This is a genomic window from Enterobacter sp. HG048, from assembly GCF_024702055.1.
Lineage (GTDB): Bacteria > Pseudomonadota > Gammaproteobacteria > Enterobacterales > Enterobacteriaceae > Enterobacter > Enterobacter dykesii.
In genome coordinates this window covers 47198-62128 of sequence record NZ_JANLIZ010000014.1, presented here as the reverse complement: position 1 = coordinate 62128, position 14931 = coordinate 47198, and the positions used below count along the sequence as shown (strand labels likewise).

General features: G+C 55.6%; 14 protein-coding genes. 11 read left to right on the top strand and 3 right to left on the bottom strand.

What is annotated here, in order from left to right; all coding sequences use genetic code 11:
• Positions 1-105 precede the first annotated feature (105 nt).
• Positions 106-348 (top strand): envelope stress response protein PspG, encoded by a 243-nt coding sequence (gene pspG / locus NUX24_RS16090; RefSeq protein WP_023310044.1) that lies wholly within the window; start codon positions 106-108, stop codon positions 346-348.
• A gap of 184 nt (positions 349-532) precedes the next feature.
• Here pspG and NUX24_RS16085 read toward each other — a convergent pair whose 3' ends face one another.
• Positions 533-1516, bottom strand: a complete 984-nt coding sequence (locus NUX24_RS16085) for a quinone oxidoreductase (protein ID WP_149323976.1) — start codon at positions 1514-1516, stop codon at positions 533-535.
• Between the two features lie 66 nt (positions 1517-1582).
• On the opposite strand from NUX24_RS16085, the gene dnaB reads away from it, so the two are divergent.
• From dnaB to NUX24_RS16045, 8 genes are all read left to right on the top strand, one after another.
• Positions 1583-2995, top strand: coding sequence for a replicative DNA helicase (dnaB, locus tag NUX24_RS16080; RefSeq protein ID WP_023310046.1), 1413 nt, complete (start codon positions 1583-1585; stop codon positions 2993-2995).
• 16 nt (positions 2996-3011) lie between these two features.
• Positions 3012-4091, top strand: coding sequence for an alanine racemase (gene alr / locus NUX24_RS16075; RefSeq protein ID WP_257832783.1), 1080 nt, complete (start codon positions 3012-3014; stop codon positions 4089-4091).
• Positions 4092-4113: 22 nt separating this feature from the next.
• On the top strand, positions 4114-4671 hold the full coding sequence (gene pnuC, locus NUX24_RS16070) for a nicotinamide riboside transporter PnuC (RefSeq protein WP_214577510.1): 558 nt from the start codon (positions 4114-4116) through the stop codon (positions 4669-4671).
• Positions 4668-5678, top strand: a complete 1011-nt coding sequence (locus tag NUX24_RS16065; RefSeq protein WP_257832779.1) for an AAA family ATPase — start codon at positions 4668-4670, stop codon at positions 5676-5678. Before pnuC ends, NUX24_RS16065 begins: the two co-directional genes overlap by 4 nt.
• Positions 5679-5753: 75 nt before the next feature.
• The gene (gene tyrB, locus NUX24_RS16060) at positions 5754-6947 is read left to right on the top strand and encodes an aromatic amino acid transaminase (RefSeq protein WP_047653102.1); all 1194 of its coding nucleotides are present in this window, start codon (positions 5754-5756) and stop codon (positions 6945-6947) included.
• Positions 6948-7164: 217 nt separating this feature from the next.
• Entirely contained in the window at positions 7165-7878 is a 714-nt protein-coding gene (aphA, locus tag NUX24_RS16055) for an acid phosphatase AphA (RefSeq protein ID WP_032662578.1), read from the top strand.
• Between the two features lie 113 nt (positions 7879-7991).
• Entirely contained in the window at positions 7992-8408 is a 417-nt protein-coding gene (locus tag NUX24_RS16050) for a secondary thiamine-phosphate synthase enzyme YjbQ (protein WP_023310052.1), read from the top strand.
• 2 nt (positions 8409-8410) lie between these two features.
• The gene (locus NUX24_RS16045; protein WP_023310053.1) at positions 8411-8764 is read left to right on the top strand and encodes an MmcQ/YjbR family DNA-binding protein; all 354 of its coding nucleotides are present in this window, start codon (positions 8411-8413) and stop codon (positions 8762-8764) included.
• 3 nt (positions 8765-8767) lie between these two features.
• Here NUX24_RS16045 and uvrA read toward each other — a convergent pair whose 3' ends face one another.
• Positions 8768-11590 carry an excinuclease ABC subunit UvrA gene (uvrA, locus tag NUX24_RS16040; RefSeq protein WP_041911534.1) on the bottom strand — a complete coding sequence of 941 codons (2823 nt, stop codon included), beginning with the start codon at positions 11588-11590 and terminating at the stop codon, positions 8768-8770.
• Between the two features lie 251 nt (positions 11591-11841).
• Here uvrA and ssb1 point away from each other — a divergent pair, with 251 nt between their 5' ends.
• Entirely contained in the window at positions 11842-12372 is a 531-nt protein-coding gene (gene ssb1 / locus NUX24_RS16035) for a single-stranded DNA-binding protein SSB1 (protein WP_047653100.1), read from the top strand.
• Between the two features lie 62 nt (positions 12373-12434).
• On the opposite strand, the gene NUX24_RS16030 is transcribed toward ssb1, so the two are convergent.
• The gene (locus NUX24_RS16030; RefSeq protein WP_008503385.1) at positions 12435-12716 is read right to left on the bottom strand and encodes a YjcB family protein; all 282 of its coding nucleotides are present in this window, start codon (positions 12714-12716) and stop codon (positions 12435-12437) included.
• Between the two features lie 646 nt (positions 12717-13362).
• Here NUX24_RS16030 and NUX24_RS16025 point away from each other — a divergent pair.
• Complete coding sequence (locus NUX24_RS16025) at positions 13363-14928, top strand: EAL domain-containing protein (RefSeq protein WP_257832772.1); 1566 nt, start codon at positions 13363-13365, stop codon at positions 14926-14928.
• The last annotated feature ends 3 nt before the right edge of the window (positions 14929-14931 follow it).

Sequence of the window (14931 nt, the reverse complement as noted above, 5' to 3'; positions counted from 1 at the left end):
CCCTGCGAACGTTCGCGGGGCGTTTTGCTTTAATAACAACAGGTTAATGCTGGCATGGTTCTTGTAATGCTTACTGCATTACTCGGGAACTCGTGGGAGAGCACCATGCTGGAACTACTTTTTGTGATTGGCTTTTTTGTCATGCTGTTAGCGACAGGCGTTTCGCTGCTCGGCATTCTGGCGGCTATCGTGGTGGCGACGGTGGTCATGTTTATTGGCGGACTGTTTGCGCTGACGATCAAACTGCTGCCGTGGCTACTGCTGGCCATTGCGGTCGTGTGGGTGATTCGGGCGATAAAAGCGCCAAAAGTGCCCAGTTATCAGCGCAATAACCGCTTCCGTTACTAAGGTATTGAGGGGTTCGTCACATACTTGTAACTTTTCCGGCGGCATGGCTTAGAACAGAATAGGATTTAGTTATCGAATCTGTCACTATGACTGCCGTTAAAGAATTCATCGAGCTGTACCCTACATACAGCCGAACTAAAAAAAGAAAGGGCTTCCTACGGGAAGCCCAATTTCTTTTTGGGACTCAGGGAATCAACAAGCTCGACCCCTGCGTCGCCCGGCTCTCCAGCACCTCATGCGCGCGCTGCGCATCGGTCAGCGCGAATTTTTGCGCATCTGACACCTCCACTTTGATGACGCCGCTGGCGATCAGCGAGAAAAGCTCGTTGCTGGCTTCCTCAAGTTCTTCCCGGTTGGTGATGTATCCTTGCAGGGAAGGGCGAGTCACATACAGCGAACCTTTCTGATTCAGAATACCGAGGTTAACGCCGGTTACCGCGCCTGACGAATTGCCGAAGCTGACCATCAGACCACGGCGCTGCAGACAGTCCAGCGAAGCTTCCCACGTGTCTTTCCCCACCGAGTCATACACCACGCGCACTTTTTTGCCGCTGGTGATCTCCTTCAGCCGCTCAACAATGCTCTCTTCACGATAGTTAATCACCTGCCAGGCGCCCGCCTGCAGCGCGCGCTGCGCTTTTTGTGCATTTCCGACGGTGCCGATCAGCTTCGCGCCCAGTGCCTTTGCCCACTGACAGGCGATGAGCCCGACGCCACCCGCTGCGGCATGGAACAGGAACTGCTCGTCGGGCTTAATTTCATAGGTTTTGCGCAGCAGGTAGTAAACCGTCAACCCTTTCAGGAACGAGGCCGCCGCCTGCTCAAAGGAGATAGCGTTAGGCAGCAGGGCGGCTTTATCCGCCGGAACGTTGTGAACGGAGCTGTAAGCGCCCAGCGCAGACTGCGCGTACACTACGCGGTCGCCCTCTTTAATATGCTTAACCGCGCTGCCCACTTTGACGACGACACCGGCCGCCTCGGTGCCCAGGCCGCTCGGCATTGACGGCGGCGGGTAGAGACCGCCGCGAATATAGGTGTCGATGTAGTTTATGCCTATGGCTTTGTTTTCAACCTGCACTTCGTTTTCGCCAGGCGCGGTGGGGGTAAACTCCACCGCTTTCAGTACGTCTGGCCCACCGTGTTTCTGGAATTCAATGCGCGTTGCCATGCTCCCTCCGTAAGAAAAATATGGTAATCTTTCGACCCACTCTTTATCTCGGTAACTCCATTCACTATGGCAGGAAACAAACCCTTCAACAAACAGACTGAACCTCGCGAGCGTGATTTCCAGGTCGCAGGGTTAAAAGTCCCGCCGCACTCGATTGAAGCGGAGCAGTCGGTGTTGGGCGGTTTAATGCTGGATAACGAGCGCTGGGACGACGTCGCCGAGCGCGTCGTCGCGGAAGATTTCTACACCCGCCCACACCGCCACATCTTTACCGAAATGGCGCGTCTGCAGGAGTCGGGCAGCCCGATCGACCTGATCACGCTTGCGGAATCGCTGGAGCGTCTTGGTCAGCTCGACAGCTGCGGCGGGTTTGCCTATCTGGCGGAGCTGTCAAAAAACACGCCTAGTGCGGCGAACATCAGCGCGTATGCCGATATCGTGCGCGAACGTGCCGTCGTCCGCGAGATGATCTCGGTGGCGAACGAGATCGCCGAGGCCGGATTTGATCCGCAGGGGCGCACCAGCGAAGACCTGCTCGATCTGGCTGAATCCCGCGTCTTTAAAATCGCCGAAAGCCGCGCCAATAAAGACGAAGGTCCAAAAAACATCGCCGATGTCCTCGACGCCACCGTTGCCCGTATCGAACAGCTGTTCCAGCAGCCGCACGATGGCGTCACCGGGGTGAACACCGGCTATGACGATTTGAACAAGAAAACCGCCGGCCTGCAGCCGTCGGATTTGATTATCGTCGCCGCGCGTCCGTCGATGGGTAAAACCACTTTTGCGATGAACCTCGTCGAAAACGCGGCGATGTTGCAGGATAAGCCGGTGCTGATCTTCAGCCTTGAGATGCCCTCCGAGCAGATTATGATGCGTTCTCTGGCGTCGCTGTCGCGCGTGGATCAGACCCGCATTCGTACCGGCCAGCTCGATGATGAAGACTGGGCGCGCATCTCCGGCACCATGGGCATTCTGCTGGAAAAACGTAACATCTATATCGATGACTCCTCCGGCCTGACGCCGACGGAAGTGCGCTCCCGCGCGCGCCGTATTGCCCGTGAACACGGCGGCATCGGCCTCATCATGATCGACTACCTTCAGCTGATGCGCGTTCCGTCGCTTTCCGACAACCGTACGCTGGAAATCGCGGAGATTTCCCGCTCGCTCAAGGCGTTAGCCAAAGAGCTGCACGTACCGGTAGTCGCGCTGTCGCAGCTGAACCGCTCCCTGGAACAACGCGCCGACAAGCGCCCGGTCAACTCTGACCTGCGTGAGTCCGGCTCCATCGAGCAGGATGCCGACTTAATCATGTTCATCTACCGTGATGAGGTTTATCACGAGAACAGCGACCTGAAAGGGATCGCCGAAATTATTATTGGTAAACAACGTAACGGCCCAATCGGGACGGTGCGTCTGACCTTTAACGGACAGTGGTCGCGTTTCGACAACTATGCCGGTCCTCAATATGATGATGAGTAATTTCTAAGGAATTCAAATGCAAGCGGCAACTGTTGTTATTAACCGCCGCGCTCTGCGACACAACCTGCAACGTCTGCGTGAACTGGCGCCCGCCAGCAAGCTCGTTGCAGTCGTGAAAGCGAACGCTTACGGACACGGTCTTCTGGAGACCGCGCGAACGCTCCCCGATGCCGACGCCTTTGGCGTCGCCCGTCTTGAAGAAGCCCTCCGCCTGCGCGCGGGCGGCATTACTCAACCCATTCTGCTCCTCGAAGGCTTTTTCGAAGCCACAGATTTACCGACCATTGCTGACCAGCATCTGCATACCGCGGTACATAACGAAGAACAGCTCGCCGCACTCGAAACCGCCGAACTGAGCGAGCCGGTGACCGTCTGGATGAAGCTCGACACGGGCATGCACCGTCTGGGCGTGCGTCCGGAAAGCGCGGAAGCGTTTTATCAGCGTTTATGCCGGTGCAAAAACGTACGTCAGCCGGTGAATATTGTCAGCCACTTCGCCCGTGCCGATGAGCCCGAGTGCGGTGCGACCGAGCGCCAGCTGGATATCTTTAACACCTTCTGCGAAGGCAAGCCGGGGATGCGCTCGATTGCGGCATCCGGTGGTATTCTGCTGTGGCCGCAGTCGCATTTCGACTGGGCGCGACCGGGCATCATTCTCTACGGCGTGTCGCCGCTGGAGAATAAGCCCTGGGGGCCGGACTTTGGCTTCCAGCCGGTCATGTCGCTGGTCTCTAACCTGATTGCCGTGCGTGACCATAAAGCGGGCGAGCCTGTGGGCTACGGCGGTACCTGGACCAGCGAGCGTGACACCCGTCTCGGCGTAGTGGCGATGGGCTATGGTGACGGCTATCCGCGCGCCGCACCGTCGGGTACGCCGGTTCTGGTCAACGGTCGCGAGGTGAAGATTGTTGGCCGCGTGGCAATGGACATGATTTGTGTCGATCTGGGGCCTGAAGCCCAGGATAAGCCCGGTGACGATGTGGTGATGTGGGGCGAGGGGCTGCCCGTCGAACGTATTGCTGAAATTGCGAAAGTGAGTGCTTACGAACTTATCACGCGCCTGACGTCAAGGGTGGCGATGAAGTACATCGACTAACGTTTCATTCCAGGGAAGGATAATGTCCCCTTCAGAAATCGCTGCTTGTCTGGCCTATGCGCTCTCCGTCTGGCTGGCCGCCAGAAATAACATCCATACGTGGTGGATTGGCATCATAGGCAGCGGGCTTTACGCGTGGGTCTTTTATTCTGTGCAGCTTTATGCTGACGTTACGCTTCAATTCTTCTTCATTGTCACGAGCATAACCGGTTGGATGCACTGGCTGAAAGGCAATAGCGGGGACGTATTGCCTGTCCGTCGTACCAGACCGGGGCATTTTTTTATTCTCCTGGCCTGTGCCATGAGCGTGGCGGCGGTGTACGGACTGATATTGCATCTCTACACCAACGCCTGGGCACCCTGGCTGGACTCCATCATTTTGACATTCAGCGTTCTTGCTCAGTTTATGTTGATGGGGCGACGTCTGGAAAACTGGTACGTCTGGATTGCCGTTAACACGCTGGCGGTACCACTGTATGCGATGAGGGATTTGCATCTGACCGCCGGGTTATATCTGCTGTTTTGGTTTAACGCATGGCATGGACTGTATCAGTGGCGTAAGGAGATCCGCGCGCAATGAAGCTGTATGCCAACGGTCTGGTGGTAGGCAAATTCGCACCATTACATGAGGGCCATGAAGCGCTTATCAATACGGCACTTGAGCAGTGCGAGACGGTTTGTATCATCAGCTATTCGTCGCCGGAAATACGCGGTTACGAACCTGAAAAGCGGCTTAACTGGTTAACAACGCGCTTCCCGCAATGTCGCCACCTCGTGCTTTCGCCGCAAGTGTTGGCTTCATATGGCCTTGCGCCACCGCCACCGAATGACGCTGATGACGATCTTCACCGGCATTATGTTGCAACGCTATGTGAGTACATTTTGGATTGTCAGCCAGAGGCGGTATTTACTGCCGAAGACTATGGAGACGGGTTTGCCACTGTCCTGAGCCAGCGTTTCGGACGACCGGTTGCGCACGTGCGTCTCCAGCGTCAACAGGGACCAGAGGCTCCATCGGGAACGCTCATCCGTTCTGATGTTCATCGTTATCGCAAGATGATGTCCCCTGAGGTGTATCGCAGCTTTGTTTTCCGTATCTGCTTATTAGGTGGAGAATCGACGGGCAAAAGCACGCTTGCAAAGGCACTGGCGCAAACGCTAAACGTTCCGTACGTTGCAGAGTATGGTCGTGAACACTGGGAAGAGAAGAACGGCATCCTTGATCTGGAGGATTTGCTGCATATTGCCCGCGAGCAAGTGCGTCGGGAAGAATTAGCCTGCACGGCGCCTTATCTGGTCTGTGATACGTCACCTTTAACGACCCTGTTTTACGCACTCGATCAGTTTGGCAGCGCGCCGCAGGCGTTAAAGGAGTTAGCTGAACGAGACTATGCACTGGTCGTACTTTGCGGAGATGAATTTCCGTTTGTACAGGATGGCACCCGGCAGGGCGAGGCGTTTCGCCACCGACAGCAAGCGTGGTATGAAGCGGAGCTGCCGGCACGAAATATTCCTTTTCTGCGCGTGCAGGGCTCACTGCCTGAGCGAATCGATTGCATTTGCCGATATATCGAGTGTCTGGCCTGATATCGCTCTCGACCTTCACCTGCTTCCGGTTTATTGTTGAAATCCCTGTCTCATCGAATTCCGGAGAACCATCGCGTGTTTCAGAAAGTTGACGCCTATGCCGGCGACCCTATCCTCTCCTTAATGGAGCGTTTCAAAGAAGATCCTCGCAGCGACAAAGTGAATCTCAGCATCGGTCTGTACTACAACGAGGATGGCATCATTCCTCAATTAAAAGCCGTTGCCGAAGCCGAAACGCGTCTGAACGCTGTTCCACACGGTGCTTCTCTTTATCTGCCGATGGAAGGCTTAAACGCCTACCGCAACACCATCGCACCGTTGCTGTTTGGTGCCGATCACGCGGTGCTCGCACAAAAACGTGTGGCGACCATCCAGACGCTGGGCGGCTCGGGTGCGCTGAAAGTGGGCGCAGACTTCCTGAAAAAATATTTCCCGGATTCAGGCGTGTGGGTCAGCGACCCGACGTGGGAAAACCACGTTGCGATCTTCGAGGGCGCAGGTTTCAACGTGGCGACCTATCCGTGGTTCGACAGCGAAACGAACGGCGTGCGCGTCGAAGCGCTGCTGGAAAAACTGAACACCCTGCCGGCGCGCAGCATTGTGCTGCTGCACCCATGCTGCCATAACCCGACCGGTGCGGATCTCACCAACGCCCAGTGGGATGCGGTGATTGAGGTACTGAAGGCCCGCGATCTGATTCCGTTCCTCGACATCGCCTACCAGGGCTTTGGCGCGGGTATGGAAGAAGATGCTTACGCCATCCGCGCCGTGGCCAGCGCCGGGCTGCCAGCGCTGGTCAGCAACTCCTTCTCTAAAATCTTCTCCCTGTACGGTGAACGCGTTGGCGGTCTGTCCGTGGTCTGTGAAGACGCCGAAGCGGCGGGTCGCGTGCTCGGCCAGCTGAAGGCGACGGTACGCCGCATTTACTCCAGCCCGCCAAACTTTGGTGCGCAGGTGGTGGCGACGGTTCTCGGTGACGAACAGCTGAAAGCGTCCTGGCTTGCCGAAGTGGAAGCGATGCGTAAGCGCATCCTGTCCATGCGACAGGAGCTGGTTAACGTGCTGAAAGAGGCGGTGCCGGGGCATAACTTCGACTATCTGCTCAAGCAGCGCGGGATGTTCAGCTATACCGGTCTGAGCGCGGCGCAGGTCGATCGCCTGCGCGAAGAGTTCGGCGTCTACCTGATCGCCAGCGGCCGTATGTGCGTGGCGGGCCTGAATGCCAGCAACGTTCATCGCGTGGCGCAGGCGTTTGCTGCTGTAATGTAAGCACTTACCAACCGCCCCTCTCCCACAGGGAGAGGGGCGGGGTGAGGGCATCAGTCCGTACAAAGACGTTGCCCGGCATTCTGTGATCATCTTCTTTTTATTCAGCTTCATAAGCAAAAACTCCTTCCCTTCACCTCCCGCTGGGGTTATGGTCGGGTAGTTTTTTGACCATCCGCTCAAATTAAAACGATAACAAACTGAATATTCAGGGGAAAATATGCGCAAGATCACACTGGCGCTCAGCGCCGCCTGCTTATTGTTCTCGCTTAACAGCGCCGTCGTCGCGCGAGCTTCTGCCCCGACGCCGCTTTACACTGGCACCACCGCCGCCATTCTCGCCGAGCAGGCGCCCATTCACTGGGTTTCCGTGGCCCAAATCGAAAACAGCCTGATCGGCCGCGCGCCAATGGCCGTGGGCTTTGACATTGACGATACCGTGCTGTTCTCAAGCCCCGGCTTCTGGCGCGGGAAGAAAACGTATTCACCCGACAGCGAAGCGTATCTGAAGAACCCGGAATTCTGGGAAAAAATGAATAACGGCTGGGACGAATTCAGCATCCCGAAAGAGGTTGCCCGTGCGCTTATTGCTATGCACGTGAAGCGTGGTGACAGCATCTACTTTGTCACCGGCCGCAGTCAGACCAAAACCGAAACCGTCTCTAAAACGCTGCAGGATGATTTCCAGATCCCGGCGACCAGCATGAACCCGGTCATTTTTGCCGGTGACAAAGAAGGGCAAAACACCAAGACCCAATGGCTGGAAAAGAAAAATATCAAAGTATTCTACGGCGATTCGGATAACGACATCACCGCCGCGCATGACGTGGGGGCCAGAGGGATCAGGGTATTGCGTGCCTCTAACTCGACCTATCGACCGCTGCCGATGGCCGGAAAGTTTGGCGAAGAGGTGATCGTCAACTCGGAGTATTAAGTGCCCGGCAGCGAGTTTGACTCTTTTTTAATCAAATCTCGCTGCTGCGGGTTTTACCTTTCGTCTTCTTGCTGCACACTTAGAAAGATTCATCTTTCATCACGGAGCAGCACATGTGGTATCAACAGACCCTGACCTTAAGCGCTAAACCACGCGGATTTCACCTGGTGACGGATGAAGTTATCGGGCAACTCCGCGATCTGTCGCGGGTAAAAACGGGTTTGCTGCATCTGCTGCTTCAGCATACGTCAGCCTCTCTCACGCTGAATGAAAATTGCGATCCCACCGTCCGGTCCGACATGGAGCACCATTTTCTGAAGAGCGTCCCGGACAACGCGCCTTACGAGCATGACTATGAGGGGGCGGACGATATGCCTTCCCATATTAAATCCTCCCTGCTGGGCGTGTCGTTGATGCTGCCGGTTCACAACGGCCGGCTGCTGTTGGGAACGTGGCAGGGGATCTGGCTGGGAGAGCATCGCATTCACGGTGGTTCGCGTAAAATTATCGCCACGCTACAAGGGGAATAAAGATGACAATTTCGGAGATACTACAGTACTGCATGAGCAAGCCCGGCGCGGAGCAGAGCGTCCACAGCGACTGGAAAGCCACGCAGATTAAGGTGGGAGATGTGCTGTTTGCGATGGTGAAAGAGGTGGAAGGCCGTCCGGCGGCGTCGCTGAAAACCAGCCCGGAGCTGGCGGATTTGCTACGTCAACAGCATGATGACGTGAGGCCGAGCAAGCACCTCAATAAGGCGCACTGGAGCACCGTCTATCTGGATGGATCGATTCCTGGCTCGCAGATTTACTACCTGGTGGACGCGTCCTATCAGCAGGCGGTTGAGCTGCTGCCGGAAACCACCCGACAGCAACTCTCCGTGTGACAATTACAGCAACGGTTTAAGGAAGCGCGCGGTGTGCGAGGCTTCGCACTCTGCAACGGTCTCTGGCGTACCGGAGACGAGAATTTCACCGCCGCCGCTGCCGCCTTCCGGGCCGAGATCGACAATCCAGTCCGCGGTTTTAATCACGTCCAGGTTATGCTCGATGACCACGATAGTGTTGCCCTGGTCTCTGAGCTGATGCAGAACCTCGAGCAGCTGCTGGATATCGGCAAAGTGCAGGCCGGTGGTTGGCTCATCCAGGATGTACAGCGTCTGACCGGTGCCGCGTTTTGACAGTTCACGCGCCAGCTTCACGCGCTGCGCTTCACCGCCGGACAGCGTGGTGGCCGACTGTCCCAGACGAATGTAGGTCAGGCCCACGTCCATCAGCGTCTGCAGCTTACGCGCCAGCGCAGGGACGGCATCAAAGAATTCGCGTGCCTCTTCGATGGTCATATCCAGCACTTCGTGGATGGTCTTGCCCTTGTACTTAATCTCCAGCGTTTCGCGGTTATAGCGCTTGCCTTTGCACTGGTCGCACGGCACGTAGATATCCGGCAGGAAGTGCATCTCAACCTTGATCACGCCGTCGCCCTGGCACGCTTCGCAGCGACCACCGCGAACGTTAAAGCTGAAACGTCCTGGCGTATAGCCGCGGGAGCGCGCTTCCGGCACGCCGGCGAACAGTTCACGTACGGGCGTAAAGACGCCGGTATAGGTTGCCGGGTTAGAGCGTGGGGTACGGCCAATCGGGCTCTGGTCAATGTCGATAACCTTATCGAAATGCTCCAGCCCCTGGATGTCGCGGTACGGTGCAGGCTCGGCCAGCGTCGCGCCGTTCAGCGCCGTCTGCGCAATCGGGAACAGCGTATCGTTGATCAGCGTCGATTTACCGGAACCGGACACGCCGGTGATACAGGTAAACAGGCCAACCGGCAGCGTCAGGGTGACGTCTTTCAGGTTATTGCCGCGCGCGCCGGTCAGCTTCAGCACTTTTTCCGGGTTCGCCGCCACGCGCTGTTTTGGTACTTCAATCTTGCGCTTGCCGCTCATGTACTGGCCGGTCAGCGATTCGGGCACCGCCATGATGTCCTTCAGCGTCCCTTCAGCAACCACCTGGCCGCCGTGCACGCCAGCGCCTGGGCCAATGTCGATCACGTGGTCAGCGGCGCGAATGGCGTCTTCGTCGTGCTCGACCACAATCACCGTGTTGCCGAGATTGCGCAGGTGGATCAGGGTGCCGAGCAGACGTTCGTTATCGCGCTGGTGCAGGCCGATGGACGGCTCGTCCAGCACGTACATCACGCCCACCAGGCCCGCGCCAATCTGGCTCGCCAGACGAATACGCTGGGCTTCACCGCCGGAGAGCGTTTCTGCCGAGCGGGAAAGCGTCAGGTAGTTCAGGCCGACGTTCACGAGGAACTTCAGGCGATCGCCAATCTCTTTCAGCACTTTTTCGGCGATTTTCGCGCGCTGGCCGGAGAGCTTCAGGTTGTTGAAGAAGTCCATCGCGTGGCCGATGCTCATGTCTGAGATGGTCGGCAGCGCCGTGTTTTCCACAAACACGTGGCGCGCTTCGCGACGCAGACGCGTGCCCTCACAGGTGGCGCAGGAGCGGTTGCTGATGAACTTCGCCAGCTCCTCGCGCACCGCGCTGGATTCGGTCTCTTTGTAGCGGCGCTCCATGTTGTGCAGCACCCCTTCGAACGGGTGGCGACGCACGGAGGTATCGCCGCGATCGTTCATATACTTGAACTCAATGTTCTCTTTGCCAGAGCCAAACAGGATCACTTTGTGTACGTTCGGGCTCAGGCTGGCCCACGGCGCTTCAACGTCGAACTTATAGTGCTCCGCCAGCGACTTCAGCATCTGGAAGTAGTAGAAGTTACGTTTGTCCCAGCCGCGAATGGCGCCGCCCGCCAGGGACAGCTCCGGATTCTGGATCACGCGGTCCGGGTCGAAATACTGCTGCACGCCCAGGCCGTCACACGTCGGGCACGCGCCCGCCGGGTTGTTGAACGAGAACAGGCGCGGCTCAAGCTCGCGCATGCTGTAGCCGCAAATCGGGCAGGCGAAGTTGGCGGAGAAGAGCAGCTCTTCCGCTTTCGGGTCGTCCATGTCGGAGACCACGGCCGTGCCGCCGGAGAGTTCCAGCGCCGTTTCAAACGATTCTGCGAGACGCGTGGCGAGATCGTCGCGCACCTTGAAGCGGTCAATCACCACCTCGATGGTGTGCTTCTTCTGCAGTTCCAGCTTGGGCGGGTCGGACAGGTCACACACCTCGCCGTCAATACGGGCGCGGATATAGCCCTGGCTTGCCAGGTTTTCCAGCGTTTTGGTGTGTTCGCCCTTACGCTCTTTAATGATTGGCGCCAGCAGCATCAGGCGTTTGCCTTCCGGCTGCGACAGCACGTTATCCACCATCTGGCTCACGGTCTGTGCCGCCAGCGGGACGTCGTGGTCCGGGCAGCGCGGCTCGCCCACGCGGGCATACAGCAGACGCAGGTAGTCATGAATTTCGGTAATGGTACCGACCGTTGAACGCGGGTTATGCGAGGTGGACTTCTGCTCAATAGAGATAGCAGGGGACAACCCTTCAATGTGGTCGACATCCGGTTTTTCCATCAGCGACAGGAACTGACGCGCGTACGCAGAGAGCGATTCAACGTAACGACGCTGTCCTTCGGCATACAGAGTGTCGAAAGCCAGTGAGGATTTGCCAGACCCCGAAAGCCCGGTCACGACAATGAGTTTGTCGCGAGGGATTATGAGGTTGATATTCTTGAGATTGTGGGTGCGGGCGCCCCGAACTTCGATCTTATCCATTCACCTTTCCCGGTTGGAACACGGATTGCCTGGTTTGTTTGAAGGACAAACGGCTGTCAGAAACGGCTAATTATGACACAATTTGACCTGTTTGAATATACAGTATTGGAATGCATTTTCTGATTGGTTGTGTAACAATGTCGAGTTCGCGAGAGATTTCTGAACCGACTACGCAACTATGCAAATTGCGGCGTGGAAATGGTACACTCGCGCGTTTACACTATTAAGAAACGTATTCAGGAGACACGAACATGGCCAGCAGAGGCGTAAACAAGGTGATTCTCGTCGGTAATCTGGGCCAGGACCCGGAAGTACGCTACATGCCGAGTGGTGGCGCAGTTGCCAACATTACGCTGGCTACTTCCGAATCCTGGCGTGATAAAGCGACCGGTGAGATGAAAGAGCAGACCGAATGGCACCGTGTAGTGCTGTTTGGCAAACTGGCAGAAGTGGCCGGTGAGTATCTGCGTAAAGGTTCTCAGGTCTATATCGAAGGCCAGCTGCGTACTCGCAAATGGACCGATCAGTCCGGCGCTGAGAAGTACACCACGGAAGTCGTGGTCAACGTGGGCGGCACCATGCAGATGCTGGGTGGCCGTCAGGGCGGTGGCGCACCGGCAGGTGGCGGTCAGAGCCAGCAGCAGGGCGGTTGGGGTCAGCCTCAGCAGCCGCAGGGCGGCAACCAGTTCAGCGGCGGCGCGCAGTCTCGTCCGCAGCAGCAGTCTGCTCCGGCGCAGTCTAACGAACCGCCAATGGATTTCGACGACGACATTCCGTTCTGATTTCCGCGCGCTGAAAACAAAAAACCCAGACTAGCGTCTGGGTTTTTTTATTCCGAAAGGTATCAGGTAATCACCATCGGCCAGTCTGGCGGCGTGTGGCTCATCGCCTCAACCATCACCACTTTAATATTTTCCCAGACGGCGGCGATATCCAGCAGGGTGATGCCAAGCAGGCCCGTTGCAAACCAGCAGGCTGCGCCCAGCCCCAGCAGGGTGCTGATGACAGCAAGACCCGCATAGTCAGATTTACGAAACTGAATGTTCAGCGTGCTGGCTAAAAACATCAGTACCGCACTCAACAAAGGCCAGCGCAGGAGAACCATGCTGGTGGTAATGGTTGCCATAAAACCCATCCTCTATAAAACAGACGAACTGAATGAAACAGTGTTTCTCGTTGCAAAATATGTGTGAACTATATCACATTTGTTGATTTATTCGCCAGTATCTGTGCGATCAAAAAAGAGGATTTTATTCCTCAGGAAAGGCGGTTGAGCAGGCAGACCCGGACTCGGCGCATGAGGAGGCAGACCCACGGCGTGCCGGAAACGCCCTTCGGGCAAGTGGGAGTAACTCAAATTCGGTTTTTATAAGTGGGGCCGTTATTCTCTGCCAATCCTGAAAATAGTGTGGCGAAGACTGATTATTTATAAATCAACGAACACAATATCCCAGAGCAAATAGCATAAAACGTCATGGTGAAGTTGTACTTTTTTCATGCTGTCAGACATTTGGCTTAATCAACGATCGTCTGTTGTGTTATCTTCCCGCCTGCCCCGGCGGGCTGGATAATTATTTCCCTTAATTGAAACGGAACGAATACTTACAGTTTAACTTACGGGAAAATATTATCGTCATAACGAAATTTAAGATTTTTAATACTAAAAGTCAGTTGCTAACTTCGCATGATTCATGCAACGTAATCACCTGTTTAACAAAGCATCCGGCCTTCATTACTACAGGCGTACAACATGCAGGGATATAGGGCGGGAAATGAATCGTAGCGCGCGGCGCAAAATGCTCAGGGTGTTAGGGATCATCATGGTAGTTATGCTGCCGGTGATGCTTGCGCTATGGTTTGCCCAGCTACGAGCCGTGTCTGAAACAAGCGCCCAGCTACGCACATTTGCTGAACTGGCTTTAGACAAAACAGAGCTGGTTATTCAACAGGTTGAGCTGGCCCGGGACGAGGCTGAAAAATATCAGGGCGAGCTTTGCACGCCGGGACACCGTCAATATATGCTGAACGTTGTTCGTGGCCGCCTGTTTGTCGCCGATTTAATTTACGCTGAAGGTCAGAATTTTCTTTGTTCGACCGTTTTTACACCGGATCACCCCTACGCCATTCCTGTCGCTAATTACACGCGTAAACCAGACGTCGCTATCTATTATTATCGCGATACCCCATTTTATACTGGCTATAAAATGACATATATGCAGCGCGGAAATTATGTGGTGGTCGTCAATCCGCTTTCATACAGCGAAGTCATGTCCGCGGATCATTCTCTCTCCTGGGGTGTGTACGACACGGTAACCAATGCTTTCTTTTCGGTTAGTCAGAAAGCCAATGTTTCTTTATTAAATTCGATGATTCGGGATAAGGAATCGGTATTTCAAAAAGATAACCGCTTTTATACGATCGTAACATCCCCCAAAAGACCAATTGCGGCCATTGTGTCGACATCGAATAAACGCTTTTATGAAACGCTTTATCACCAGGCGACGTTGACGCTACCGCTGGGCATGATCTGCAGCATTATTATTTTGCTGGTATGGTCCCGTACCCATCGTGAGCTCAATTCGCCGGGGCGCTTACTGCACCGGGCGCTGAACAAACGACAGCTTTGCGTCCACTATCAGCCGATTATCGATATCAAGAACAACCGGTGTGTAGGCGCGGAGGCATTGTTACGCTGGCCTGGTTTTAACGGGCAGGTGATGAGCCCGGCTGAATTTATTCCGCTGGCGGAAAATGAAGGTATGAGCGAGCGGATTACGGACTATGTCGTTGAGGAGGTGTTCAACGATCTGGGCCATTTCCTGGCCGAGCATCCGCATCTCTATATTTCGATTAACCTGTCGGCCACGGATTTCCACTCCTCGCGACTGATCGCCATGATTTCCGACAAGGCCCGCCACTACGCCGTCCGTGCGCAGCAAATCAAAATAGAAGTGACGGAGCGCGGTTTTATCGATGTGCCAAAAACCACGCCGGTGATTCAGGCTTTCCGTCAGGCGGGTTACGAAGTCGCGATCGATGATTTCGGTACCGGCTACTCGAACCTGCACAACCTCTACTCGCTGAACGTGGATATTCTGAAAATCGATAAATCGTTTATCGATACCTTAACGACCAACAGCACCAGCCACCTGATCGCCGAGCACATTATCGAGATGGCGCAAAGCCTGCGGCTGAAAACCATTGCGGAAGGGGTAGAAACGACAGAGCAGGTGAGCTGGCTGTTGAAGCGCGGCGTGCAGTTTTGTCAGGGATGGCACTTCGCGAAAGCGATGCCGCCCCAGGAATTTATGACCTGGCAGCAGCAGCCTTTGCACTGAGGG

What these genes read in the sequence shown, in the direction of transcription:
- pspG (WP_023310044.1), top strand. Translation starts at nt 106, where the DNA reads ATGCTGGAACTACTTTTTGTGATTGGCTTTTTTGTCATGCTGTTAGCG.
- NUX24_RS16085 (WP_149323976.1), bottom strand. Translation starts at nt 1,516, where the DNA reads ATGGCAACGCGCATTGAATTCCAGAAACACGGTGGGCCAGACGTACTG.
- dnaB (WP_023310046.1), top strand. Translation starts at nt 1,583, where the DNA reads ATGGCAGGAAACAAACCCTTCAACAAACAGACTGAACCTCGCGAGCGT.
- alr (WP_257832783.1), top strand. Translation starts at nt 3,012, where the DNA reads ATGCAAGCGGCAACTGTTGTTATTAACCGCCGCGCTCTGCGACACAAC.
- pnuC (WP_214577510.1), top strand. Translation starts at nt 4,114, where the DNA reads ATGTCCCCTTCAGAAATCGCTGCTTGTCTGGCCTATGCGCTCTCCGTC.
- NUX24_RS16065 (WP_257832779.1), top strand. Translation starts at nt 4,668, where the DNA reads ATGAAGCTGTATGCCAACGGTCTGGTGGTAGGCAAATTCGCACCATTA.
- aphA (WP_032662578.1), top strand. Translation starts at nt 7,165, where the DNA reads ATGCGCAAGATCACACTGGCGCTCAGCGCCGCCTGCTTATTGTTCTCG.
- NUX24_RS16050 (WP_023310052.1), top strand. Translation starts at nt 7,992, where the DNA reads ATGTGGTATCAACAGACCCTGACCTTAAGCGCTAAACCACGCGGATTT.
- NUX24_RS16045 (WP_023310053.1), top strand. Translation starts at nt 8,411, where the DNA reads ATGACAATTTCGGAGATACTACAGTACTGCATGAGCAAGCCCGGCGCG.
- uvrA (WP_041911534.1), bottom strand. Translation starts at nt 11,590, where the DNA reads ATGGATAAGATCGAAGTTCGGGGCGCCCGCACCCACAATCTCAAGAAT.
- ssb1 (WP_047653100.1), top strand. Translation starts at nt 11,842, where the DNA reads ATGGCCAGCAGAGGCGTAAACAAGGTGATTCTCGTCGGTAATCTGGGC.
- NUX24_RS16030 (WP_008503385.1), bottom strand. Translation starts at nt 12,716, where the DNA reads ATGGCAACCATTACCACCAGCATGGTTCTCCTGCGCTGGCCTTTGTTG.
- NUX24_RS16025 (WP_257832772.1), top strand. Translation starts at nt 13,363, where the DNA reads ATGAATCGTAGCGCGCGGCGCAAAATGCTCAGGGTGTTAGGGATCATC.